Annotated in this window: 24 protein-coding genes and 4 tRNA genes; 25 read left to right on the top strand and 3 right to left on the bottom strand. The window is 36.3% G+C overall.

Features of this window, described 5'->3' with window-relative positions; genetic code table 11:
* Positions 1–100: 100 nt before the first annotated feature.
* Entirely contained in the window at positions 101–1,240 is a 1,140-nt protein-coding gene (dnaN, locus tag DN393_RS20545) for a DNA polymerase III subunit beta (protein WP_064475172.1), read from the bottom strand.
* Positions 1,241–1,418: 178 nt separating this feature from the next.
* Positions 1,419–2,759 carry a chromosomal replication initiator protein DnaA gene (gene dnaA, locus DN393_RS20540; protein ID WP_000428027.1) on the bottom strand — a complete coding sequence of 447 codons (1,341 nt, stop codon included), beginning with the start codon at positions 2,757–2,759 and terminating at the stop codon, positions 1,419–1,421.
* Between the two features lie 565 nt (positions 2,760–3,324).
* Here dnaA and rpmH point away from each other — a divergent pair.
* The 10 genes from rpmH (at position 3,325) to spo0J (ending at position 12,370) form a co-directional block, all read left to right on the top strand.
* Entirely contained in the window at positions 3,325–3,459 is a 135-nt protein-coding gene (rpmH, locus tag DN393_RS20535; RefSeq protein ID WP_000831901.1) for a 50S ribosomal protein L34, read from the top strand.
* Between the two features lie 76 nt (positions 3,460–3,535).
* Positions 3,536–3,883 (top strand): ribonuclease P protein component, encoded by a 348-nt coding sequence (gene rnpA / locus DN393_RS20530; protein ID WP_000731505.1) that lies wholly within the window; start codon positions 3,536–3,538, stop codon positions 3,881–3,883.
* Positions 3,884–3,935: 52 nt separating this feature from the next.
* Positions 3,936–4,703, top strand: a complete 768-nt coding sequence (gene spoIIIJ / locus DN393_RS20525) for a YidC family membrane integrase SpoIIIJ (RefSeq protein WP_000726759.1) — start codon at positions 3,936–3,938, stop codon at positions 4,701–4,703.
* Complete coding sequence (jag, locus tag DN393_RS20520) at positions 4,700–5,317, top strand: RNA-binding cell elongation regulator Jag/EloR (protein WP_098093916.1); 618 nt, start codon at positions 4,700–4,702, stop codon at positions 5,315–5,317. The genes spoIIIJ and jag overlap by 4 nt, the downstream gene beginning before the upstream one ends.
* Before the next feature lie 226 nt (positions 5,318–5,543).
* Positions 5,544–6,920 (top strand): tRNA uridine-5-carboxymethylaminomethyl(34) synthesis GTPase MnmE, encoded by a 1,377-nt coding sequence (mnmE, locus tag DN393_RS20515; RefSeq protein WP_000393766.1) that lies wholly within the window; start codon positions 5,544–5,546, stop codon positions 6,918–6,920.
* A gap of 46 nt (positions 6,921–6,966) precedes the next feature.
* Positions 6,967–8,856: a tRNA uridine-5-carboxymethylaminomethyl(34) synthesis enzyme MnmG gene (mnmG, locus tag DN393_RS20510; protein ID WP_000541060.1), complete on the top strand. Its 1,890-nt coding sequence runs from the start codon at positions 6,967–6,969 to the stop codon at positions 8,854–8,856.
* 21 nt (positions 8,857–8,877) lie between these two features.
* Positions 8,878–9,597, top strand: coding sequence for a 16S rRNA (guanine(527)-N(7))-methyltransferase RsmG (gene rsmG, locus DN393_RS20505; protein ID WP_001019619.1), 720 nt, complete (start codon positions 8,878–8,880; stop codon positions 9,595–9,597).
* A 105-nt stretch (positions 9,598–9,702) separates the two neighbouring features.
* On the top strand, positions 9,703–10,575 hold the full coding sequence (gene noc / locus DN393_RS20500) for a nucleoid occlusion protein (RefSeq protein WP_000799025.1): 873 nt from the start codon (positions 9,703–9,705) through the stop codon (positions 10,573–10,575).
* Positions 10,576–10,764: 189 nt separating this feature from the next.
* The gene (soj, locus tag DN393_RS20495) at positions 10,765–11,526 is read left to right on the top strand and encodes a sporulation initiation inhibitor protein Soj (RefSeq protein ID WP_000516117.1); all 762 of its coding nucleotides are present in this window, start codon (positions 10,765–10,767) and stop codon (positions 11,524–11,526) included.
* Entirely contained in the window at positions 11,519–12,370 is an 852-nt protein-coding gene (gene spo0J / locus DN393_RS20490; RefSeq protein ID WP_001051813.1) for a stage 0 sporulation protein Spo0J, read from the top strand. The genes soj and spo0J overlap by 8 nt, the downstream gene beginning before the upstream one ends.
* A gap of 20 nt (positions 12,371–12,390) precedes the next feature.
* On the opposite strand, the gene yyaC is transcribed toward spo0J, so the two are convergent.
* Complete coding sequence (gene yyaC / locus DN393_RS20485; RefSeq protein WP_088047701.1) at positions 12,391–12,987, bottom strand: spore protease YyaC; 597 nt, start codon at positions 12,985–12,987, stop codon at positions 12,391–12,393.
* Positions 12,988–13,247: 260 nt separating this feature from the next.
* On the opposite strand from yyaC, the gene DN393_RS20480 reads away from it, so the two are divergent.
* The 15 genes from DN393_RS20480 (at position 13,248) to DN393_RS20410 (ending at position 23,766) form a co-directional block, all read left to right on the top strand.
* On the top strand, positions 13,248–14,105 hold the full coding sequence (locus DN393_RS20480) for a mechanosensitive ion channel family protein (RefSeq protein WP_000362298.1): 858 nt from the start codon (positions 13,248–13,250) through the stop codon (positions 14,103–14,105).
* A 20-nt stretch (positions 14,106–14,125) separates the two neighbouring features.
* Positions 14,126–14,323 carry a DUF951 domain-containing protein gene (locus DN393_RS20475; protein WP_000436051.1) on the top strand — a complete coding sequence of 66 codons (198 nt, stop codon included), beginning with the start codon at positions 14,126–14,128 and terminating at the stop codon, positions 14,321–14,323.
* Positions 14,324–14,437: 114 nt separating this feature from the next.
* The gene (ychF, locus tag DN393_RS20470) at positions 14,438–15,538 is read left to right on the top strand and encodes a redox-regulated ATPase YchF (protein ID WP_088047702.1); all 1,101 of its coding nucleotides are present in this window, start codon (positions 14,438–14,440) and stop codon (positions 15,536–15,538) included.
* A 191-nt stretch (positions 15,539–15,729) separates the two neighbouring features.
* Complete coding sequence (gene rpsF, locus DN393_RS20465) at positions 15,730–16,020, top strand: 30S ribosomal protein S6 (protein WP_001233781.1); 291 nt, start codon at positions 15,730–15,732, stop codon at positions 16,018–16,020.
* A 26-nt stretch (positions 16,021–16,046) separates the two neighbouring features.
* The gene (gene ssb, locus DN393_RS20460; RefSeq protein WP_064460038.1) at positions 16,047–16,568 is read left to right on the top strand and encodes a single-stranded DNA-binding protein; all 522 of its coding nucleotides are present in this window, start codon (positions 16,047–16,049) and stop codon (positions 16,566–16,568) included.
* Between the two features lie 44 nt (positions 16,569–16,612).
* Positions 16,613–16,846 (top strand): 30S ribosomal protein S18, encoded by a 234-nt coding sequence (gene rpsR / locus DN393_RS20455; RefSeq protein ID WP_000918874.1) that lies wholly within the window; start codon positions 16,613–16,615, stop codon positions 16,844–16,846.
* Between the two features lie 82 nt (positions 16,847–16,928).
* Positions 16,929–17,864: a YybS family protein gene (locus DN393_RS20450; protein WP_064475176.1), complete on the top strand. Its 936-nt coding sequence runs from the start codon at positions 16,929–16,931 to the stop codon at positions 17,862–17,864.
* A gap of 78 nt (positions 17,865–17,942) precedes the next feature.
* Entirely contained in the window at positions 17,943–19,916 is a 1,974-nt protein-coding gene (locus DN393_RS20445) for a DHH family phosphoesterase (protein ID WP_149173806.1), read from the top strand.
* Positions 19,913–20,359, top strand: coding sequence for a 50S ribosomal protein L9 (gene rplI, locus DN393_RS20440; protein ID WP_000864225.1), 447 nt, complete (start codon positions 19,913–19,915; stop codon positions 20,357–20,359). Before DN393_RS20445 ends, rplI begins: the two co-directional genes overlap by 4 nt.
* Before the next feature lie 27 nt (positions 20,360–20,386).
* On the top strand, positions 20,387–21,748 hold the full coding sequence (dnaB, locus tag DN393_RS20435) for a replicative DNA helicase (RefSeq protein WP_001286242.1): 1,362 nt from the start codon (positions 20,387–20,389) through the stop codon (positions 21,746–21,748).
* Between the two features lie 215 nt (positions 21,749–21,963).
* On the top strand, positions 21,964–23,253 hold the full coding sequence (locus tag DN393_RS20430) for an adenylosuccinate synthase (protein ID WP_149173805.1): 1,290 nt from the start codon (positions 21,964–21,966) through the stop codon (positions 23,251–23,253).
* Positions 23,254–23,394: 141 nt separating this feature from the next.
* Positions 23,395–23,470, top strand: a tRNA-Lys gene (locus DN393_RS20425).
* A gap of 13 nt (positions 23,471–23,483) precedes the next feature.
* Positions 23,484–23,555, top strand: a tRNA-Glu gene (locus tag DN393_RS20420).
* 21 nt (positions 23,556–23,576) lie between these two features.
* A tRNA-Asp gene (locus DN393_RS20415) sits at positions 23,577–23,652 on the top strand.
* 41 nt (positions 23,653–23,693) lie between these two features.
* Positions 23,694–23,766 (top strand) — tRNA-Phe (locus tag DN393_RS20410).
* Positions 23,767–23,911: the final 145 nt, after the last annotated feature.

Genomic DNA, 23,911 nt, shown 5'->3' with positions numbered 1-23,911 from the left:
ATTCTTTCATTGTACTAAATAAACTAACATTAGGAAAGTAATACCCAAAAATCAAATAAGGGCTACTAGTATCTGAAAACTAGCAACCCTTACTTCTTACTTAGTAAGTACGAACCGGTAAAATTAATTGAATAATGGAATCATCATTTACTGTACGAATTAAGAATGGTCTCATCGCACCAGTAAAGCTAATTTTAATTTCAGTACTATCTAAAGCTTTTAATGCATCCATCATATATTTTGCACTAAAAGATATTTTTAACTCTTCCCCATCTACTTTTTCACATTGAACTTCTTCTACTACTTTCCCAATTTCTGGTGAATTCGAAGAAATTTCTAGCATTTCCTTTTCTAAAGTTGATAATTTTACAACATTATTACGACCATCCCTTGCTAATAGAGATGCACGATCAATTGCTTGTAAAAATTCTTTTGTATTTACAAAAATATCTGTTTTACTTTCGGCTGGAATTAAACGAGTTGTATCCGGATAATTACCTTCTAACAATCTTGAGAAGAATAATAAATGCTTTGTACGGAATAATACTTGATACTCCGTAATAACGATATCTACCATTTCTTCAGACTCATCTAGAATTTTGCTTAATTCATTTAAGCTTTTACCTGGAATAACAACATTCGCTTGAAATTCATCTGCGATTCCTTCGATTTTTGCTTTTCGAAGAGCTAACCTGTGACTATCTGTAGCAATGCAAGTTAATTCGCTGTTATATACTTTCCAGTTTACACCTGTCAAGATCGGTCTTGTTTCAGAAGTGGAAACTGCAAATACAGTTTGTCTGATCATATGTTTCAGTAAATCTGTTGGAATCTTAAAAACATGATGTTCTTCAATTTGTGGTAACAATGGATATTCAGCAGAATCTAAACCATTTAAATTAAACTCTGATTTTCCAGAAATTATTTTCGTCATAAAATGATTTTCCACAGAAATTTCGACAGTCTCTTTAGGTAATTTTTTTACAATCTCACTAAAATATTTTGCTTGTAAAATAATACTTCCTGATTGTGCTACTTCTACGATTTCTTTTCCATTGTCTTCAACTGGGATAAAGGATTCAATAGAAATATCAGCATCGCTTCCTGTTAACGTAACTCCTTCTTCCGTAGCGACAACTTTAATTCCTGTAAGGATCGGAATTGTTGTACGAGAAGAAACAGCCTTCATTACATCTTGTACACTTCTTACAAGATAGTCTTTTTGTATTGTAAAACGCATAAAGAAAAACCTCCGGTAAGTATAATATTTTATTTAATTAATAAAGATAAAAAATAGTAGTAATAGTAATAGGGCCTGTGGATATGTGGATAACCCCGTTAAAGGATGTAAAAACAGTCTATCTACATGTGGATAGACTGTGCGTAAAACAAGGTAAGTTATTCACACTATTCAGCTACTACTTTAAAATATCGTTAATTTCTTCAACTTGTTTTTGTAATTGCGTATCCGTTTTAAGTAGCTTAGAAATTTTTTCATGAGCATGGATAACTGTTGTATGATCACGTCCACCAAATTCTTCACCGATTTTAGGTAAGGAGTAATCTGTAAGTTCGCGTGATAAATACATTGCAATTTGGCGAGGGAAGGCAACTGATTTTGTTCGCTTTTTCGCCTTGAAATCTTCCAGTTTTATTTGATAAACATCCCCGACAGCCTTTTGAATATCATAAATGGAGATAATTTTTGGTTTAGAATTTGGAATAATATTTTTAAGTGCTTCAGCTGCTAAATCAGCATTAATATCTTTGTTAATTAAAGATGAATAAGCTACAACTCGGATAAGTGCACCTTCTAGTTCACGAATGTTTGAATCAATTTGATTTGCAATATAAAGCATAACCTCATTTGGTATATCGAGTCCTTCAGCCTTTGCTTTTTTACGTAAAATTGCAATTCGTGTTTCTAAATCTGGTGGCGTAATATCCGTAATGAGTCCCCATTCAAAGCGAGAACGAAGACGATCTTCTAAAGTTGGAATTTCTTTTGGTGGCCGATCACTTGAAATTACAATTTGTTTACTTTCTTCGTGTAATGCATTGAATGTATGGAAAAACTCTTCTTGAGTTTGTTCTTTTCCTGCTAGAAATTGAATATCATCTATTAATAAAACATCTACATTACGGTATTTATTACGAAAATCGACCGCTTTATTATCACGAATTGAATTAATGAATTCATTTGTAAATTTTTCTGATGATAAATATACAACCTTTGCGTTTGGGTTATGTTCAATTACATAATGACCAATTGCATGCATTAAATGGGTCTTCCCGAGTCCAACTCCCCCGTAAATAAAGAGGGGATTATATGCTTTAGCTGGCGCTTCGGCTACAGCCAATGAAGCAGCGTGAGCAAAACGGTTACCAGAGCCAATAACAAATGTATCAAACGTATATTTTGGATTTAGCATACTCTGTGGTAAATGATTAGAATCATCTTGTGCTGAATTTGGTTTAGAAGGAGGAAGATCAATCTCCTCTTCAGCTTGACTTTGGGGAATAATAAAGCGAATAGCTAATTTTGCCCCCGTTAAATCATAAAGTGTTTCCGAAATTAGCTCTGAATAATGAGATTCTAACCAATCACGAGCGAATTCATTTGGAGCTGTAATTGTTAATACGTCTTTCTTTAAATTATGTGCGGTTGTTGATTTTAACCATGTTTCATAACTTGGTTTACTGACCTTTTTTTCTAGTTCTTTTAAGGCGCTGTTCCATAAATCAGAGATGTTTTCCAAAGGTGTCCCTCCTTTACTAAGATGGTAAAAGAATAAGGTTGCGCAACAAATGTACAACCTAAATAAATATAAAATGTATATTTATACGAAACGTATTTTAAAACCTAAAAACGTCGTTTGTATATGAGATAGGGTTTTCGACAAAAAAAGCAAATGTGGATAAGCATTTACCCACATGTGATTAAAACTGTCCACATGTTATACACAAATTGTGGATAAGATAAAGGTGTGGAAAACTTATTCAAAGTGAAAACACAACTATAATATCAAAAAAAAGTAGCTATAGCAATGAATTTAAGAAAGTTATCCACAAAATCAATACCTTGTGGAATAAACTTGTCCACAACACGATATACTGTGTAAAAGTACGAAAAGGGTTTGTGGATATAAAAACCCAGAAAAAACATTTATCCACAAGGAAATATAGGGTCTGTGAAAAAGTATGTGAATAGGTTCAAAATGAATATTTGATGAAAATTTCGAGAACCATTGACATTTTCCTAGTTGATTAACTATAATTTATAGGACTGTCTTTAACAGATATTCCTCAGGGAGGTGTCATATAATGAAAAGAACTTACCAACCAAATAAACGTAAGCGCAGCAAAGTACATGGTTTCCGCAGCCGTATGAGCACAGCGAACGGACGTAAAGTGCTAGCAGCTCGTCGTCGTAAAGGAAGAAAAGTATTATCTGCGTAGACCACTGATCGTTCAGTGGTCTTTTTTTCTAATAATAGTGAATTTCCACTGATGAACTACAGGAGTGTCAATTGATATGAAGAAAAAATATCGTATAAAAAAGAATGATGAATTCCAGACGGTTTTTCAAAAAGGAAAATCGAATGCTAACCGTCAGCTTGTTGTCTATCAACTAGATAAGGGAGAGCAGCCAAACTTTCGTATTGGCCTTTCTGTCAGCAAGAAAATAGGAAATGCAGTAGTGCGTAATCGAATTAAACGTATGATTCGCCAGTCGATCACAGAATTAAAAGATGAGATAGATTCTGGAAAAGATTTTGTTATAATAGCAAGGAAGCCTTGTGCAGAGATGACATATGAAGAATTAAAGAAAAGCTTAATTCATGTCTTTAAACGCTCTGGTATGAAAAGAATAAAAAAGTAGCGTAAGGAAATGAATTACACTATATACATACCGAAACAAGGAGGAGCAGGCTTTGAAAAAGAAAATAGGTTTACTAGCCATGGTTATTGCATTAATGGCAATTGCTACTGGCTGTAGTGAAGTGAATCAGCCGATTACACCGAAAAGTACTGGAATTTGGAATGAATATTTCGTATATCCGCTTTCTCAGTTAATTACGTATTTTGCCAACTTATTTGGTAGTAATTACGGTTTAGCAATCGTTGTTACAACTCTTATCATTCGTTTTGCATTATTACCATTAATGATTAAACAAACGAAGAGTACGAAAGCAATGCAGGCGTTACAACCAGAAATGGTGAAGTTAAAAGAGAAATATAGTTCTAAAGATCAAGCAACACAGCAAAAACTACAACAAGAAATGATGCAGTTATATCAAAAAAATGGTGTAAACCCATTAGCAGGATGTTTACCGATATTTGTTCAGATGCCTATTTTATTCGCGTTTTACCATGCGATTATGAGAACAGCTGAAATTAGTAAGCATACATTTTTATGGTTTGATTTAGGGCAGGCAGATCCGTACTATATCTTACCGATTGTCGCGGCAATTACGACATTTATTCAGCAAAAGCTTGCAATGGCAGGAACAGCTGGTCAAAATCCGCAAATGGCAATGATGATTTGGCTTATGCCAATTATGATCTTAGTCTTTGCAATTAACTTCCCAGCTGCATTATCACTTTACTGGGTTGTTGGTAACATCTTTGGTATCGCTCAAATGTACTTGATCAAGGGGCCAGAAATTAAGGCTAGTAAGGCAGGAGGATCAAGCAAGTGAGTGTAGTTACTGCTAAAGGACAAACAGTCGAGCTGGCAGTACAAGATGCTTTAAGACAACTAAATGTTCCAAAAGACCGAGTAGATATAAATATTATTGATGAGGGTAAAAGAGGGTTCCTAGGTTTATTTGGGAATCGACCTGCAGTAGTAGAAGTTGTATTGAAGAAAGATCCAATTCAAGAATGTGAAGAATATTTAAAAAATGTTATTCACGATATGGGTGTGGAAGCTGAGATTAGTAAAATTGTAAAAGGACGCGAAGTTAAATTTACAATTTCTGGCGAAAATATAGGTGTTTTGATTGGTAAAAGAGGAAATACCTTGAATTCTTTACAGTATTTAACAAAACTTGTGGCGAATCGTAGTACGAAGCAGTATATTGGTATCACACTAGATGCTGAAAATTATCGTAGTAAAAGAAAAGGTACATTAGAAGCACTTTCTTATCGATTAGCAAAACAAGTAGTAAGTACGAAAAAAAGAGTTGTGTTGGAGCCTATGCCATCTTTTGAACGAAAGATTATCCACCAAGCATTATCTAATCATCAAAATATCATTACAACTTCTGAAGGAAAAGAACCACATCGACATGTTGTAATATCTTCCAAGTGACCGGTTACTCAATTGAGTGCCGGTTTTTTTGAGCGGAAAATAGGTGTGGATAACTAAAAAACACTAAACTTATCCACTGTGAATAAGTTTAGTGTTTTTTACATGAGGACATAATAAAATGAGTTATTATTCTTTTGTAGATAGGTTCGTTATGGTATTCTAATAATTTAGTGAAGAAAATAATCATGTTGAAATAGAGATAAATAAGCAAGTGAGGTGAAAGGACATGGAGTTTGATACAATTGCCGCGATTTCCACAGCGCTTGGAGAGGGTGCAATTGCCATTGTTCGAGTAAGTGGGGATGATGCGGTTGAAAAAGTTAATCGTATTTTTAAAGGGAAGGATTTAACAGAAGTTCCTTCTCACACAATTCATTATGGTCATATTGTCGATTTAGATACAAATCAGGTTATTGAAGAAGTGATGGTATCTATTTTGCGTGCACCAAGGACTTTTACACGTGAAAATATAGTGGAAATTAACTGTCACGGCGGACTTGTTTCGGTAAATAAAGTATTGCAGCTTATTTTAGCACAAGGAGTACGATTAGCAGAGCCTGGTGAATTTACAAAACGTGCTTTTTTAAATGGCCGTATTGATTTATCACAAGCAGAAGCTGTTATGGACTTAATCCGTGCAAAAACAGATCGTGCAATGAACGTAGCGATTAACCAAATGGAAGGACGATTATCTAAATTAATCGGCCGTCTGCGTCAGGACATATTAGAAACGTTGGCTCATGTTGAGGTAAACATAGATTACCCGGAATATGATGATGTGGAAGAAATGACACATAATATTTTAATTGAGAAAGCTACACATGTTCGTACGGAAATTGCAAAAATATTAGAAACATCGAAGCAAGGAAAGATTTTACGTGAAGGTATTGCTACTGCAATCATCGGTAGACCTAACGTTGGGAAGTCATCGCTATTAAATAGTCTTGTTCAGGAGAAAAAGGCAATTGTAACTGATATTGCAGGAACAACTCGTGATGTTATTGAAGAGTACGTTAATGTGCGTGGTGTACCACTTAAACTTATAGATACAGCCGGGATTCGTGAAACAGAAGATGTTGTTGAACGAATTGGTGTAGAGCGTTCAAAAGAAATGATGAGCCAAGCTGATTTAGTTTTAGTTGTCGTTAATTATAGCGAGGCTTTAACGCATGAGGATGAAGATCTATTCCGTGCCGTACAAGGAAAAGATTTCATTATTATTGTAAATAAGACAGATTTATCGCAAGTAATCGATATGGAACGTGTTACAGAATTGGCAGCGGGAAATCGTATTATTACAACATCGTTAATTGAGGAACAAGGAATAGATGAGCTTGAAAAGGCAATAGCTGATTTATTCTTTGAAGGAACAATTGATTCTGCAGATGTGACATATGTTTCTAACGCGAGACATATTGGATTATTAACACAAGCAGGAAAAACAATTGGAGATGCAATTGAGGCAATAGAAAATGGTGTTCCAATTGATATGGTGCAAATTGATTTAACAAGAACGTGGGAAATACTTGGTGAAATTACTGGTGATACCGTCCATGAAAGCCTAATTGACCAGTTGTTCTCTCAATTTTGTTTAGGAAAATAATATAGCGATGTTTTAGAAAGATAGAGATTATTAGGAGGAATAAACAATGGGATACAATGCCGGTTCATACGATGTCATAGTAATCGGTGCAGGTCATGCAGGATGTGAAGCTGGTCTTGCGGCAGCACGAATGGGCTCCAAAACATTAATGTTAACAATTAATTTAGATATGGTAGCGTTTATGCCATGTAACCCTTCTGTTGGTGGACCAGCAAAAGGGATTGTTGTTCGGGAAATTGATGCATTAGGCGGAGAAATGGGACGCAACATTGATAAAACGTATATTCAAATGCGTATGTTAAATACAGGTAAAGGACCAGCTGTACGCGCGCTTCGCGCACAAGCAGATAAGTTCTCTTACCAGCATGAATTAAAGAAAACAATTGAAGAAACACCAAATTTAACGTTGTTCCAAGGAATGGTTGAGCGTTTAATCGTCGAAGATGGCGAATGTAAAGGGGTAGTTACGCAAGCTGGTGCTGAATATACAGCCAAAACAGTTGTAATTACGACTGGAACATTTTTACGCGGTGAGATTATTATGGGAGGTTTAAAATATTCGAGCGGTCCGAATAATCAACAACCATCTATAACTTTATCCGAACATTTAGAGGAGCTTGGATTTGATCTTGTTAGATTTAAAACAGGTACACCTCCGCGTGTAAATAGTAATACGATTGATTACAGTAAAACAGAAATTCAGCCAGGTGATGATAAACCACGAGCTTTCTCTTTTGAAACGACAAAATTTATTATGGATCAAATTCCATGTTGGTTGACGTATACAAGTACGGAAACACATCGTTTAATAGATGAAAACCTACATCGCTCAGCTATGTATTCTGGTATGATTAAGGGAACAGGACCTAGATATTGTCCTTCAATTGAAGACAAAGTAGTAAGATTTAATGATAAACCACGTCATCAAATTTTCTTAGAGCCAGAAGGACGTAATACACAAGAGGTGTATGTACAAGGTTTATCCACAAGCTTACCAGAAGATGTGCAACGTGATATGCTTAGAACAATACCTGGCCTAGAAAACGTTGAAATGATGCGTACAGGTTATGCAATTGAATATGATGCAATTGTGCCAACACAACTATGGCCAACACTTGAAACGAAAAAAATTAAAAATTTATATACAGCAGGACAAATTAACGGAACTTCTGGTTACGAAGAGGCGGCAGGACAAGGGCTTATGGCTGGGATTAATGCAGCATGTCGTTCTTTAGGTAAAAAAGAAGTTATTTTAGGTCGCGCGGATGCTTATATTGGTGTCTTAATTGATGATCTTGTAACGAAAGGTACAAATGAACCATATCGCTTATTAACGTCTCGTGCAGAATATCGCCTATTATTACGCCACGATAATGCTGATCTTCGTTTAACTGAAGTTGGTCGTGAAATTGGATTAATTAAAGAAGAACGCTATGAGCGATTTACAAATAAAAAATTAAAAATTGAACAGGAAAAGGAACGTTTAAGCAGCATTATTATTAAACCACGTCCTGAAGTTCAAGAATTAATTCGTAGTATTGGCGGAAGTGAATTGAAAGATGGAATACGTGCAAGTGACTTATTACGTCGTCCAGAGATGACATATGAGCATATTCATCTTTTAGTACCAAGTGAAGTAGAATTAAGTGATGAAATTACAGAACAAGTTGAAATTCAGATTAAGTACGAAGGATATATCGAAAAATCTTTACAGCAAGTAGAGCGTATGAAGAAAATGGAAAACAAAAAAATCCCTGTGGATATTGATTATGATGCGATTTCTAGCCTTGCCTCAGAAGCGAGACAGAAATTGAAAGATGTTCGTCCACTTTCAATGGGGCAGGCTTCACGTATTTCTGGCGTGAATCCAGCGGATGTTTCTATTTTACTTGTGTATATTGAACAAGGAAAAATTGCGCGAGTATCGAACCAATAAATAGTAAGGAGATATTGTTAGATGAACATAGAACAATTTCAATCTATGCTAGAAGAGAAGGGTATCACCCTCTCTTCTAGACAGTTAGAGCAGTTCGAAATCTACTTTGAAACATTAGTAGAGTGGAATGAAAAAATGAACTTAACGGCTATTACGGAGAAAGAGGAAGTATATTTAAAACACTTTTTTGATTCCATTACGGCTGCTTTTTATTATGATTTTTCAGAACCATTCTCAATTTGTGATGTTGGCGCAGGAGCTGGATTTCCAAGTATTCCTTTGAAAATCTGTTTCCCGCACTTAAAAGTAACAATTGTAGACTCATTGCAAAAACGTATTAACTTCTTAAATCATTTAGCACAAAAGTTGGAATTAGGTGACGTTGCGTTTTGTCACGATCGTGCTGAAACATTTGGGAAAAAAGAAGGTGTACGTGAATCGTACGATATTGTAATGGCACGTGCAGTTGCGCGTCTTTCGGTATTGAGTGAGCTATGTTTACCACTTGTAAAAGTTGGGGGAACGTTCATTGCAATGAAAGGTGCCGCAGCAAACGAAGAAATTGAAAATGGCAAGTATGCTTTAGAGGTGCTAGGCGGGAATTTAAAAGAAATGTCTACGTTCCAATTACCGTTTGAAGAAAGTGAACGTAATATTTTATTAATCGAGAAAAAGCGCAAGACACCAAAGAAATATCCACGCAAACCGGGAACACCCAATAAATTACCTATTGAAAAATAAATCTTATTAGACGTAAGATTGAATTATATAAATGAAAACGTAAATGTTTCATAGGAAACATTTTATGGAGAATAGTCAATAGGCCTAAAAGGTGGTGGAATATGTATGAAAAATACGTTTTCTCGTTTATTTGGCTTTGGAGATAAAGAGAGCGAATTCGAATTACAAGACGAAAGCCATGAAGAAATAGATAAAAAGGTATATGAAGAAATACAAGAAATTCCGATAGTAAATATTACCCCTAACCGTTATCAACCACGAACAGTTTTTGATGATGCACGAATTGAAGAGCTAGCACTAACGATTCGTACACATGGACTGATTCAGCCGATTGTTGTGAGGCAATATGAGGATGACAAGTACGAGATTATCGCTGGAGAAAGGCGTTTCCGTGCGGCAACAAAGTTAGGGTGGGAAAAGGTTCCTGCAATTATAAAGAACTTAAATGATACAGAGACAGCTTCTGTAGCTTTAATTGAAAACTTGCAACGTGAGGAACTAACAGCAATCGAGGAAGCTGTGGCATATCAAAAGCTAATTGAGTTACATAATTTAACACAAGAAGCATTGGCACAACGACTTGGAAAAGGACAATCCACAATCGCAAATAAGTTGCGATTGTTAAAGTTGCCTGAAGAAATAAAACGTGCGTTATTAGAAAAAAGTATTACAGAACGTCATGCCCGCGCGCTCATTCCTTTAAAGAATGAGGAATTACAACTGAAGGTTTTACAGGAAATTGTGGAGAAACAACTGAATGTAAAGCAAACAGAGGAACGAATTGCGAAATTACTAGAGGAAGCCAAACCGAAGCGTAAGGCAAAGCAAAAAGCAGTAAGTCGAGATACGAGAATTGCCATGAATACAATTAGGCAGTCATTACAAATGGTTGCTGACAGTGGTTTAAATGTTAATTCTGCGGAAGAAGAATTTGATGAGTACTATCAAATTACAATTAAAATTCCGAAGAAAAAATAATAATGGCGTGTTAGAGACCTTATCCTATTGGATAGGTCTCTTTTACTATATTTTCTTGTTAGATGAAGAAGGAGTTTAGAAATAAATTTTGAAGTTTAATAAGGACGTAAAAGAAAAACTTTTATTTCATGTTACAATAAACGTAATTATTACTAGAATAAGATAGAAAGGTTGAAAGTAGGTGACATCATGGGAAAAATCATTGCTATTGCCAATCAAAAAGGTGGCGTTGGAAAAACAACAACATCTGTTAATTTAGGGGCTGGATTGGCACAAGTAGGTAAAAAAGTCCTTCTTGTAGATATTGACGCTCAAGGAAATGCAACGACTGGTGTGGGAATTGAAAAATCCGAATTAGATCAATGTATTTACAATGTTCTTGTGGAAGATGCAGATGTTCAAGGGGTTATACGTAAAACCGCAACTGAAAACTTAGATGTTCTACCCGCTACAATTCAATTGGCAGGTGCTGAAATTGAATTGGTACCGACTATTTCCCGGGAAGTACGTTTACAAAGGGCATTACAGCCAGTTCGTGATGAATACGACTATATTATTATCGACTGTCCCCCGTCCTTAGGGTTATTAACGATTAATGCATTAACCGCAGCAGATTCTGTTATTATTCCTGTTCAATGCGAATATTACGCACTAGAAGGATTAAGTCAGCTATTAAATACAGTTCGACTTGTGCAAAAGCACTTAAATAAAAATCTAGCAATTCAAGGTGTATTGCTAACGATGTTGGATGCCCGCACGAATTTAGGGATCCAGGTTATAGATGAAGTGAAAAAATACTTTAGGGATAAAGTATACCGTTCGATTATTCCTCGTAATGTTCGTTTAAGTGAAGCACCAAGTCATGGGAAACCAATTATGCAGTATGACGCTAAATCAAGAGGGGCAGAAGTATATATAGATTTAGCAGAGGAAGTGATTGCAGGTGGCTAAAGGATTAGGAAGAGGAATTAATGTGTTTTTTCCTGATTTAGATGTGAAAGAAGAAGAGGCAATTCAGGAGATTGTGATAACTGAATTAAGACCGAATCCATATCAACCACGTAAACACTTTAATAAAGAGGCAATTCAAGAATTATCGGCCTCTATTAAAGAACACGGCATATTGCAACCGTTAATTGCTAGGAAGAGTATTAAAGGATATGAAATTGTTGCAGGTGAAAGAAGATATCGTGCTGCCAAAGAGGCAGGGCTCGAAAAGGTACCTGCTGTTGTAAGACAATTAAATGAGCAGCAAATGATGGAGTTTGCATTGCTTGAAAACTTACAACGAGAAGATTTAAACCCAATGGAAGAAGCAATGGCATATCAAATGTTAATGAATGAGCTAAATGTAACGCAAGAACAATTAGCAAAACGTCTTGGTAAGAGCAGACCTTACATTGCAAATTATACGCGGTTATTAAGCCTCCCTCCATTTGTGCAAGATATGATTGCAAATGGTCAACTTTCAATGGCCCATGGGAGAACTTTGCTTACGATAAAAGATGAAGAACAATTGAAATCTTTATTAAAACGAATCGAAAAAGAAGGATTAAACGTTCGTCAATTAGAGAAAATTGTTCAGGAGATTAATCAACGCGTTTCACGTGAAACAAAACAAGTGAAAAAAGAGAGAAACATATTTTTCGTAGAACGCGAAACGTTCTTAAGAGAAAAGTTTGGCACAGATGTGAAAATTAAAGAAACGAAAAAAGAAAAAGGTAAAATCGAAATTGAATTTTTTAATAAAGAAGATTTAAATCGTATTTTAGAATTATTAGCGCAGAAAAACTAAAAAGCAAACCATCTTATTATTTATAGATGGTTTGCTTTTTTTAATACAGATAATTTTTGGTCTGTTTCTTTTATACTTTGTGCAATTACATCAGCCATTTTCATGACTAAACTTAATCGTGTATTTTGCAGGACGAAAAACTCCATAAAACCATTTAGATTTACGATGCCATGAATATGTAAATCACCAACTGCAGGTAATTTCTTGTTCATCGCAGCTCCAGGTTTACTAGGCCCCATTCCGGTAGTAATGGAACCGATGCTTTGAGACTTTCCTAAACAGGCATCGACCGCAATTATAAATGAAGTAGGATTATCTTTCTGTATATTCCGAATTCTTTCTTCTAAATTTAGCGCATGCACTGGCTCATCTAGTGTGCCGAACACTTGGAAGTTTTTAATTCCTACTTGTTCTAGTTTCGTACCGACTAACGGACCGAGTGCATCGCCTGTAGAACGGTCTGTGCCGATACAAACGAGAATAATCGGTATATTCGTTTTAATAGGGATATGGGAAAGTAAGAAGTTACTAATTGTCTCGGAGGCTTCTACGTCTTGGTGCATAACATTTTGAGTTTCTTTTTCGAAAAAGGGTAAGCGAAAACTTCCAATATTCATGAAGCATCCATCCTTTTAATAAATTTTCAAAATATGTTATATGGTGAGTAAAATGGAAAACTATAAGTGCGTACTTCCTGTAAAATTTGAGTGAAAACGGAAATAATAGTACTAGTATATATATATTCGTTCCATTTTATACCTGCATGGAAGTTAACAAATGCAATTAAAGTCATAAAAATTTTTCAGAAATGAGGGTGACTTCTGATACAATGAGAAGGATAATTAAAAAGAAATTTTAGCTGGAGAGGTAGAGGTACATGGATTTAGCGTTGAAATGGTTTGAGTCCATTGATTGGACGAATATAGGTGTGAAATCACTAAAAATAGTCGTTATTTTAATACTTGGTGCAATTATTGTGCGAGTTGCGCGTGCAATTGTACGAAATGCGTTTCGTATGGGAAGCCGTTCGCCAATTCAAATTTCAGAACGTCGTACAGTTACAGTAGCGAAGTTACTTGAAAATATTGTGGCATACGTTGTTATGTTCATTATGTTAATTGCGATTTTGGGTGTGTTTAATATTAATGCATCTGGTTTATTAGCGGGTGCCGGGGTAATTGGTTTAGCAGTCGGATTTGGTGCTCAAAGTTTAGTGAAAGATGTTATTACGGGGTTATTTATTTTGCTAGAAGATCAATTTTCAGTAGGTGACTATGTAAAAATTGGTCAGTTTGAAGGTGTCGTTCTAGAAATTGGACTTCGTACAACAAAAGTAAAGAGTTGGACAGGCGAAATTCATACTTTACCAAATGGAAGTATCATTCAAGTTACGAACTATTCCGTTAGTAATAGTGTAGCATTTGTTGATGTATCCATTTCGTATGAGGCTGACATAGCGAAAGCGGAGCAAGTTATTGAAGAGTTATTAGAAGAATTACCTGCACAGTATACGCAAATGGTAGCAAAGCCTCAGTTATTAGGTGTGCAAACATTGGCTGCATCAGAAGTTATATTACGTGTTATTGCGGAAGTAGAGCCGATGCAACATGCGGTTGTTGCAAGAGCCCTTCGTAAAGAAATTAAAAATCGTCTAGATTTACATGGGATTGAAATTCCATATCCACGTATGGTTTTATATAATCGTGAAGAATTGGTGAGTGGAAAAGCAATTTAGTATGGAGAGGGGTTTGGAGAATGGAGCAAAAGCAGTATAACTTGTACGATGTTGTGGAAATGAAGAAAGCCCACCCATGTGGTGAGAATCGCTGGAAGATTATTCGTATGGGAATGGATATCCGCATTAAGTGCGAGGGATGTGACCATTCAGTAATGATTCCTCGAAGAGAATTTGATCGTAAGGTGAAAAAAATACTTGTGAAGCACGAAGAATAGAGAGAAAGTAACAGTTGCAATGGGCAGCTGTTACTTTTTTCGTTTGGAGGAAACTTGTCATTTTTTTCGTTACTATCTATAATGATGAAAGATTGAGACATAGGAGTGAAAAATATGGGATTAACGGCTGGGATTGTTGGATTACCTAACGTAGGGAAGTCAACTTTATTTAATGCAATTACACAAGCAGGAGCAGAATCTGCAAACTATCCATTCTGTACAATTGATCCAAACGTAGGGATTGTAGAAGTACCAGATGAGCGTTTAAATAAATTAACGGAATTAGTAGAACCGAAAAAAACTGTTCCGACTGTATTTGAGTTTACTGATATTGCAGGTATCGTAAAAGGTGCTAGTAAAGGTGAAGGTTTAGGAAATAAATTCTTATCTCACATTCGCCAAGTAGATGCAATTTGCCAAGTTGTTCGTTGTTTTGAAGACGAAAATATTACACACGTTTCAGGGAAAGTAGATCCAATCGATGATATTGAAACAATCAACTTAGAGCTAATCTTAGCGGATTTGGAATCTGTTGATAAACGTATCGAACGTGTTGCGAAGTTAGCAAGACAAAAAGATAAAGAAGCTGTATATGAGCATGAAATTTTAGTTCGTTTAAAAGAAGCTTTTGAAGAGGGAAAACCAGCTCGTACTGTTGAATTTGCAGAAGAGCAAATGAAAATTGTTAAAGGCCTTCATTTACTTACAACGAAAGAAATGCTATACGTAGCAAACGTAAGTGAAGATGATATTATGGATCCTTCTGAAAATAAATATGTAAAAATGGTAAAAGAATTTGCTGCAAATGAAAATTCTCAAGTAATCGTTGTATGTGCAAAAATCGAAGAAGAAATCGCTGAGCTAGATGAGGAAGAGAAAAAAGTATTCCTTGAAGAACTAGGCATTGAAGAATCTGGTTTAGATCAATTAATTCGTGCTGCATATGATTTATTAGGACTTGCTACTTACTTCACAGCTGGTGTGCAAGAAGTACGTGCATGGACGTTTAAACAAGGTATGAAAGCACCACAATGTGCTGGCGTAATTCATACAGACTTTGAGCGTGGATTTATTCGTGCGGAAACAGTTTCTTACGAAGACTTAATGACAAACGGTTCTATGACAGCTGCAAAAGAAGCTGGTAAAGTTCGTTTAGAAGGAAAAGAGTATATCGTAAAAGACGGAGACGTTATGCACTTCCGCTTCAACGTTTAATTCAATATTTCCTAGGAAAAATAAAGATATGAGCTTGGCAAATATATTATGTGTTTGCCAAGTTTTTTATGCATGGGTGAGTTGATTCATCTAACTTACTATGATATAATCTAAACTCGTGAGTAATTACTATAAATTAATTGCTCCTTGCCCATTATGGGCCGTTTAGACCAAAAGGAGGTGAAAGTGTAATGAGAAAGTACGAAATTATGTACATCATTCGTCCTGGCGTTGAAGAAGAAGCTCAAAAAGCTTTAGTTGAACGTTTCGCAGGTGTTTTAACAAACAATGGTGCAGAAATCATTAACACGAAAGAGTGGGGTAAGCGTCGTTTAGCTTACGAAATCAACGACTTACGTGAAGGTTTCTACATGATCTTAAACGTGAACTCTAACGCAGAAGCGATTAACGAATTCGACCGTTTAGCTAAGATCAACGAAGACATCCTTCGTCATATCGTTGTTAAAGAAGAAGAAAAATAATTGATATATAAGGGAGAGTGGTTCGATTGATGAATCGTGTTATCCTCGTTGGTCGTTTAACTAAGGACCCTGACTTACGTTACACGCCCAATGGTGTTGCAGTAGCTACTTTTACGTTAGCTGTGAATCGCGCATTTGCGAATCAACAAGGTGAGCGTGAAGCTGACTTTATTAATTGTGTAATATGGCGTAAACAAGCAGAAAACGTAGCAAATTATTTGAAAAAAGGTAGCTTAGCAGGCGTAGATGGACGTCTTCAAACTCGTAATTACGATGGACAAGATGGTAAACGTGTATATGTAACAGAAGTTCTTGCGGAAAGCGTACAATTTTTAGAGCCGCGTAATGGCGGTGGGGAGCAACGTGGTTCATTTAATCAGCAACCATCAGGAGCTGGTTTCGGTAACCAAAGCTCTAACCCATTTGGTCAATCTAGTAATCAAGGCAACCAAGGTAACCAAGGGAACTCTGGATTTACGAAGAATGACGATCCATTTTCAAATGTAGGTCAACCGATCGACATTTCCGACGACGATTTACCGTTCTAATACAGTAAATTAGTTAGTTTTAACAAAGAATGGAGGGAATAGACATGGCAGGACGCAAAGGTGGACGTGCGAAACGTCGTAAGGTGTGTTTCTTCACATCTAACGGCATCACTCGCATTGACTATAAAGATGTTGATTTATTAAAACGTTTCGTTTCTGAGCGTGGTAAAATTTTACCTCGTCGTGTAACAGGAACAAGCGCAAAATACCAACGCAAACTTACAGTTGCAATTAAACGTGCTCGTCAAATGGCACTTTTACCATATGTTGGTGAATAATAGCGTATGAAATGCACAGTAGAGTCGGACTCTACTGTGCATTTTGCTATGCTTTTCTTTTTTTTGAAAGAGAGGTTAGATGATGAAGAATACGAAATTTATTACTGAGGGTGCAGCGCTGTTAGCTATATATGCAATGTTATTGCTTATATCTATGTATGTTCCAATTTTAGGTACAGTTGTAACGTTTGCGTTGCCATTGCCGTTTATATTGCTAACGATAAGATATAGATTATCTAACGCCTTTATAGTTTTTACTGCGGCGCTTTTTATTACTGTTATTGTCAGTCAGCCGATGAACCTAGTAAAGACAACTATGTTTGGATTGATAGGTATCGTTTTAGGATATATGTATAAAAAACGAAAAAAGCCGGTAGAAACTTTAATGGCGGGGACGCTTGCGTACTTAATTGGTATTATGCTCATTTATGTTGCGAGTATAAAGTTTTTTAACATAGATTTAATGAAGCAAATGCAAAATATGCTTAATGAAAGTATGGCGCAAAGTGAAAAAATAGTCACTACTGCTGGTATGTCTATTAGTAAAGAGCAAAAAGAATTATTTGCACAATTTAATGATGTGTTACAAACGTTATTCCCAAGTTTGCTTGTAATGGTCTCGGTATGTTTTTCTTGGATTACAGTTATGATATCAGGTAGTGTTTTGAGAAAACTAAAGCATGACGTTATACCTTGGCCTAAATTTAAAGATATACAATTACCAAAGAGTATTGTTTGGTATTACGTTATATTTATTTTGCTATCAACTTTTATAAAAGTAGAACCGACATCATATTTACATATGGTATTTTCTAACCTATATGTCATATTTGCTTTACTACTAGTACTGCAAGGTCTGACATTTATCGCTTTTATAGCGCATAGCAAAGGTTTTACGAAAGGAGTTCCTATTATTAGTTTTATTGTCTGCATGTTTATTCCGATGCTGTTTCCTCTTGTGACAATCTTAGGTATAATTGATTTAGGGATTTCATTGCGTTCTAAAATAGGAGGATAAAGTAATATTCCTTATACTATTTTAATTTGTTTAACTAACTGGAAGCAGAGTTAGTTTTACTTTATAGGAGTTGTATACATGCCTGAATTTTATAAGAAACAGTGGTTTTTATATCCTGTTTACGTATTGGCATTTTTCGTGTTTGTGCTCATTGCGATCCTCTGTTATTTTCATTTAATTATGGGGATATCCACCTTTTTTACTTTTTGCATTGTACTTTTTGTTGTTATACGCTTTGAACTGACTTTTCAAAGGAATTTCGAAAAGTATACGACAGATATGATTACAAGAGTAAAGAAAGTGAGTAATGAGGCGTTTAACCAAATGCCGATTGGTATTTTGTTATACAATAAGGATTATGGGATTGATTGGGCGAATCCTTATTTATCTTCATGTCTAGGACAGCATGCATTAGCTGGATGGCATCTTTATGATGTATCAGAAACGTTACTTCTTTTTATTAAGGGAGAAACTTCCGATGATATAGTCTCTTTAAATAACCGAAAGTTTCGCGTTTTTGTAAGGAAAGAAGAAAAGTTAATTTATTTCTTTGATGTAACGGAACAAACAGAGATTGAAAAGATGTACGAGGATCAACGCACTGTTTTGGCTGTCATTTATTTAGATAATTATGATGAGGTTACACAAGGGTTAGATGATCAATTACGTACGAATATAACAAGTCTTGTAACATCACGATTAAATGAATGGGCCGTTAAGTATGGGGCATATTTAAAACGTGCATCTTCAGAAAGATTCTTCGTTGTACTAAATGAGAGTATTTTAGCACAGATGGAGAAAGGGAAATTTAGCATTTTAGATCAGGTGCGTGAAGAAACATCCAAAAGGAATATACCACTCACCTTAAGTGTAGGTGTTGGATCAGGGGATTTACCTTTATCAGAGCTTGGGGCAATGGCTCAGTCCGGTTTAGACCTTGCGCTTGGCCGTGGTGGAGATCAAGTAGCTATTAAACAAGCGACAGGTAAAGTTAAGTTTTATGGTGGTAAGACAAATCCAGTTGAAAAACGTACTCGTGTACGTGCCAGAGTTATTTCGCATGCATTAAAGGATTTAGTATTAGAAAGTAGTAATGTCATTATAATGGGGCATAGGGCTCCTGATATGGACGCAATTGGTGCTGCGATTGGTATTTTAAAGGTAGCGCAATTAAATGAGCGTAAAGGATATATTGTGTTAGATGAAAATGATTCTGATAAGGGAATTAAGCGTTTGATGGATAAAGTGAAACAAAACGAAGAGTTATGGTCTCACTTTATTACCCCAGGACAAGCGATGGAATTTGCAAATGATGATTCATTACTTGTTGTTGTTGATACGCATAAACCTTCAATGGTGATGGAAGAAAAACTGTTACACAAAATTGAAAATGTAGTTGTTATTGACCATCATCGCCGGGGAGAAGATTTTATTGAAGATCCATTGCTTGTTTACATGGAGCCATACGCTTCCTCCACGGCAGAACTTGTTACAGAATTACTTGAGTACCAACCGAAAAATTTAAAAATGACAATGTTAGAAGCAACGGCATTGTTAGCAGGTATTATTGTTGATACGAAAAGCTTTACATTCCGGACGGGTGCTCGTACGTTTGATGCCGCTTCTTATTTACGCTCACATGGTGCAGATACTGTACTTGTACAAGAGCTTTTAAAAGAAGATATGGATCAGTATTTACGGGTTGCAAAAGCTATTAAAAATGCGTACATTTATACAAATGGAATTGCGATTGCAAAAGTTGATAGTGATGATTACTACGATCAAGTGCTTATTGCGCAATCAGCGGACACATTATTAACAATGACAGGAATTATTGCGTCATTTGTTATTGCAAAACGTGGCGAGAATTTCATTGGAATTAGCGGCAGGTCTTTAGGTGAAGTGAACGTGCAACTAATTATGGAAAATTTAGGCGGTGGTGGGCATTTAACGAATGCAGCCACACAAATGAAAAATGTTACAGTAGATGAAGCTGAGGAGAAGCTTCGATTTGTTATTGATGACTATTTACAGGGAGGCACACAATCATGAAAGTAATTTTTCTAAAAGACGTAAAAGGTAAAGGGAAAAAAGGAGAAATAAAAAACGTACCAGATGGCTATGCAAATAACTTCTTACTAAAACAAGGATTAGCTGCTGAAGCGACAAATAGCAGTATGAAAACTTTAGAAGCTCAAAAGCGAAAAGAAGAAAAAGATGCAGCAGCAGAGGTTGAAAATGCAAAAGAGTTGAAAGAAACGTTAGAGAAACTAACTGTAGAAGTAAAGGCGAAATCTGGAGAAGGTGGCCGTCTATTCGGTTCAATCACAAGTAAACAAATCGTAGATGCAATGCAAAAATCACATAAAATTAAACTTGATAAACGTAAATTTGAAATGGATGATGCGATTCGTGCATTAGGCTATACAAACGTTACTGTGAAGTTGCATCCGCAAGTAACTGCAACAGTAAAAGTTCATGTTAGTGAACAATAAAAATAAGTTAAGCAAGGAGGATTGCGTATGAGTGATGTAATGGCTGATCGTACCCCTCCACATAATATAGAGGCTGAGCAGGCGGTTTTAGGGGCCATATTAATTGATCAAGATGCGTTAACATCAGCATCGGAACTATTGGTACCTGACTCATTTTATCGAACGAAACATCAAAAGATTTTTGAAGTCATGCTTGGGTTATCTGATAAAGGAGAGCCGATTGACTTAGTAATAATGACGTCAGCAATGGCTGATCAAGGATTATTAGAAGAAGTTGGTGGGGTTTCTTACTTAGCAGAATTAGCAGAAGTTGTTCCAACCGCTGCTAACGTAGAATATTATGCACGAATCATCGCTGAAAAAGCGCTATTACGTCGTTTGATTCGAACAGCAACTCATATCGTGTCTGATGGGTATGAGAGAGAAGATGACGTGGATGGTCTTTTAAATGAGGCTGAGAAAAAAATATTAGAAGTATCTCACCAAACGAATGCAAAAGCATTCCAAAACATTAAAGATGTTCTTGTAGATGCTTACGATAAAATTGAACTTTTGCATAATCAAAAAGGTGAAGTTACTGGGATACCAACTGGATTTACAGAATTAGATAAGATGACCGCAGGTTTCCAGCGAAATGATTTAATTATCGTAGCGGCACGTCCATCAGTAGGGAAAACCGCATTTTCATTAAATATCGCACAAAACGTAGCGACGAAAACTGATGAAAATGTAGCGATTTTTAGTCTAGAGATGGGCTCTGATCAGCTTGTTATGCGTATGCTTTGTGCAGAAGGGAATATTGATGCGCAAAGACTGCGTACCGGTTCATTAACTTCTGATGATTGGGCAAAATTAACAATGGCGATGGGTAGCCTTTCTAATGCTGGTATCTATATTGATGATACACCAGGGATTAAAGTAAATGAGATTCGAGCGAAATGCCGTAGATTAAAGCAAGAACAAGGTCTTGGGATGGTTTTGATTGACTATTTACAGCTTATTCAAGGAAGCGGGAAATCAGGAGAAAACCGTCAGCAGGAAGTATCTGAGATTTCTCGTACATTAAAAGGGATTGCGCGTGAATTGCAAGTGCCTGTTATTGCCTTGTCACAGTTATCTCGTGGGGTAGAATCTCGTCAAGATAAACGTCCGATGATGTCTGACATTCGTGAATCAGGAAGTATCGAGCAGGATGCTGATATTGTAGCTTTCTTATATCGTGAAGATTACTATGACCGGGAAACGGAAAATAAAAATACGATTGAAATTATTATTGCAAAGCAGCGTAACGGTCCCGTAGGCTCAGTAGAGCTCGCATTCGTTAAAGAGTTCAATAAGTTCGTTAACTTAGAACGTCGCTTCGAGGATGGACATGCGCCGCCTGCATAAAGAGAGTATAAAAAAGAAACGCATTTCTTATAATAAGATGTGTTTCTTTTTTTTTATAGGAAAGATAAGGCTTTCATAATGTGAAAATATAATTCTTACGAACGAAAATGTTTTTTAATAAAAAAATGTTCGCTTTTTGGTTGACTTCTTTTTCGGTTTTGGTACAATTATATTGTTTGAATAGATCGTTTGAAAATCGCGGAGGTGCTTTAATAATGTCTTCAGTAGTAGTTGTAGGAACACAATGGGGCGACGAAGGAAAAGGTAAAATCACTGATTTTCTTTCTGAGCATGCGGAAGTAGTTGCAAGATATCAAGGTGGAAATAACGCGGGACATACAATTGTTTTCGGCGGAGTTAAATATAAATTACACTTAATTCCATCTGGTATTTTCTATAAAGAGAAAGTTTGTGTAATCGGAAATGGCTTAGTAGTAGATCCGAAAGCATTACTTGAAGAGTTAAAATACTTACACGATCGTGGTGTAAGTACTGATAATTTACGTGTAAGTAACCGTGCGCACGTTATTTTACCTTATCACTTAAAACAAGATGAGTTAGAAGAAGCAAGTAAAGGTGATAACAAAATCGGTACAACGAAAAAAGGTATCGGTCCTGCATATATGGATAAAGCTGCTCGTATTGGTATTCGTATGGCTGATCTTTTAGACCGTGAAGCATTTAAAGAAAAGCTTGAGCGCAATTTAGTAGAAAAAAATCGTTTATTTGAAAAAATGTACGATACAGAAGGTTTCAGTGTAGAAGAAATCTTCGAAGAGTACTTCGAGTACGGACAACAAATCGCGCAATATGTATGTGATACATCTGTTGTACTAAATGATGCACTAGATAACAATCACCGTGTATTATTTGAAGGTGCACAAGGTGTTATGCTTGATATCGACCACGGTACGTATCCGTTCGTTACATCTTCTAACCCGATTGCTGGTGGTGTAACAGTTGGAACTGGAGTTGGCCCTGCGAAAGTTACTCGCGTTGTAGGTGTGTGTAAAGCATATACAAGCCGCGTAGGTGATGGTCCGTTCCCTACGGAGCTTCATGATGAAATTGGTCATCAAATTCGTGAAGTTGGTCGTGAGTACGGAACGACAACTGGTCGTCCACGCCGCGTAGGCTGGTTCGATAGCGTTGTTGTAAGACATGCACGTCGTGTTAGTGGTTTAACAGATTTATCATTAAATTCTATCGACGTTCTAACAGGTATTCCGACTCTTAAAATTTGCGTTGCTTACAAATACAATGGCGAAGTTATCGATGAAGTTCCAGCAAACTTAAACATTTTAGCGAAATGTGAGCCTGTATACGAAGAACTTCCAGGTTGGACAGAAGATATTACTGGTGTAAAATCATTAGACGAGCTTCCTGAAAATGCACGAAAATACGTAGAACGTGTTTCTGATTTAACAGGAATTCAATTATCTATGTTCTCAGTTGGACCAGATCGTAACCAAACAAATATCGTTCGTAACGTATACGAAGCTTAATTGATATTTTTGAGAAAAAACTCATGTCCGCATGAGTTTTTTCTTATCTTTTATAAAAAAATAAAAAAAGGTATTGCAAAAAACAAATAAAACATGTTATGATACATCTTGTCGTCACGAAAATATGACGTTGGTGAGTATGAGCCATTAGCTCAGTTGGTAGAGCATCTGACTTTTAATCAGAGGGTCGAAGGTTCGAATCCTTCATGGCTCACCATTTTATTTTTCGTGGCCCGTTGGTCAAGTGGTTAAGACACCGCCCTTTCACGGCGGTAACACGGGTTCGAATCCCGTACGGGTCATGTTTTTTTATGTTCATTTTTGGTCCCGTGGTGTAGTGGTTAACATGCCTGCCTGTCACGCAGGAGATCGCCGGTTCGACCCCGGTCGGGACCGCCACTTTTGTTTATACCACCATTAGTGGTTTTATATATAGTTTTGGCTCGGTAGCTCAGTCGGTAGAGCAGAGGACTGAAAATCCTCGTGTCGGCGGTTCGATTCCGTCCCGAGCCACTCTCAGGATATTAAGTGGGCCCACTTAATATCCTTTTTATTTGTGTAATTTTACAAAAGTGAGTAGTTATTTTAAAATAGAATGAGAAGCCTCTAGCAGTTGAAGCTAGAGGTTTTTCTATAGATCGTATAGGATTCCGTGTAA

Origin of the sequence: Bacillus sp. BPN334 (genome assembly GCF_008368885.1) — a bacterium.
GTDB lineage: Bacteria > Bacillota > Bacilli > Bacillales > Bacillaceae_G > Bacillus_A > Bacillus_A wiedmannii.
The sequence above is the reverse complement of the archived record's forward strand: the minus strand, read 5'-3'. Positions and strand labels throughout refer to the sequence as shown.

Excerpts from the sequence above, each read along its gene's own strand:
- dnaB (WP_001286242.1), top strand. The coding sequence starts at position 20,387 with ATGAGTGATGTAATGGCTGATCGTACCCCTCCACATAATATAGAGGCT.
- DN393_RS20475 (WP_000436051.1), top strand. The coding sequence starts at position 14,126 with ATGGAGCAAAAGCAGTATAACTTGTACGATGTTGTGGAAATGAAGAAA.
- rplI (WP_000864225.1), top strand. The coding sequence starts at position 19,913 with ATGAAAGTAATTTTTCTAAAAGACGTAAAAGGTAAAGGGAAAAAAGGA.
- DN393_RS20445 (WP_149173806.1), top strand. The coding sequence starts at position 17,943 with ATGCCTGAATTTTATAAGAAACAGTGGTTTTTATATCCTGTTTACGTA.
- soj (WP_000516117.1), top strand. The coding sequence starts at position 10,765 with ATGGGAAAAATCATTGCTATTGCCAATCAAAAAGGTGGCGTTGGAAAA.
- rpmH (WP_000831901.1), top strand. The coding sequence starts at position 3,325 with ATGAAAAGAACTTACCAACCAAATAAACGTAAGCGCAGCAAAGTACAT.
- noc (WP_000799025.1), top strand. The coding sequence starts at position 9,703 with ATGAAAAATACGTTTTCTCGTTTATTTGGCTTTGGAGATAAAGAGAGC.
- mnmE (WP_000393766.1), top strand. The coding sequence starts at position 5,544 with ATGGAGTTTGATACAATTGCCGCGATTTCCACAGCGCTTGGAGAGGGT.
- rnpA (WP_000731505.1), top strand. The coding sequence starts at position 3,536 with ATGAAGAAAAAATATCGTATAAAAAAGAATGATGAATTCCAGACGGTT.
- DN393_RS20450 (WP_064475176.1), top strand. The coding sequence starts at position 16,929 with ATGAAGAATACGAAATTTATTACTGAGGGTGCAGCGCTGTTAGCTATA.
- rsmG (WP_001019619.1), top strand. The coding sequence starts at position 8,878 with ATGAACATAGAACAATTTCAATCTATGCTAGAAGAGAAGGGTATCACC.
- ychF (WP_088047702.1), top strand. The coding sequence starts at position 14,438 with ATGGGATTAACGGCTGGGATTGTTGGATTACCTAACGTAGGGAAGTCA.
- DN393_RS20480 (WP_000362298.1), top strand. The coding sequence starts at position 13,248 with ATGGATTTAGCGTTGAAATGGTTTGAGTCCATTGATTGGACGAATATA.
- dnaN (WP_064475172.1), bottom strand. The coding sequence starts at position 1,240 with ATGCGTTTTACAATACAAAAAGACTATCTTGTAAGAAGTGTACAAGAT.
- DN393_RS20430 (WP_149173805.1), top strand. The coding sequence starts at position 21,964 with ATGTCTTCAGTAGTAGTTGTAGGAACACAATGGGGCGACGAAGGAAAA.
- rpsR (WP_000918874.1), top strand. The coding sequence starts at position 16,613 with ATGGCAGGACGCAAAGGTGGACGTGCGAAACGTCGTAAGGTGTGTTTC.
- mnmG (WP_000541060.1), top strand. The coding sequence starts at position 6,967 with ATGGGATACAATGCCGGTTCATACGATGTCATAGTAATCGGTGCAGGT.
- yyaC (WP_088047701.1), bottom strand. The coding sequence starts at position 12,987 with ATGAATATTGGAAGTTTTCGCTTACCCTTTTTCGAAAAAGAAACTCAA.
- rpsF (WP_001233781.1), top strand. The coding sequence starts at position 15,730 with ATGAGAAAGTACGAAATTATGTACATCATTCGTCCTGGCGTTGAAGAA.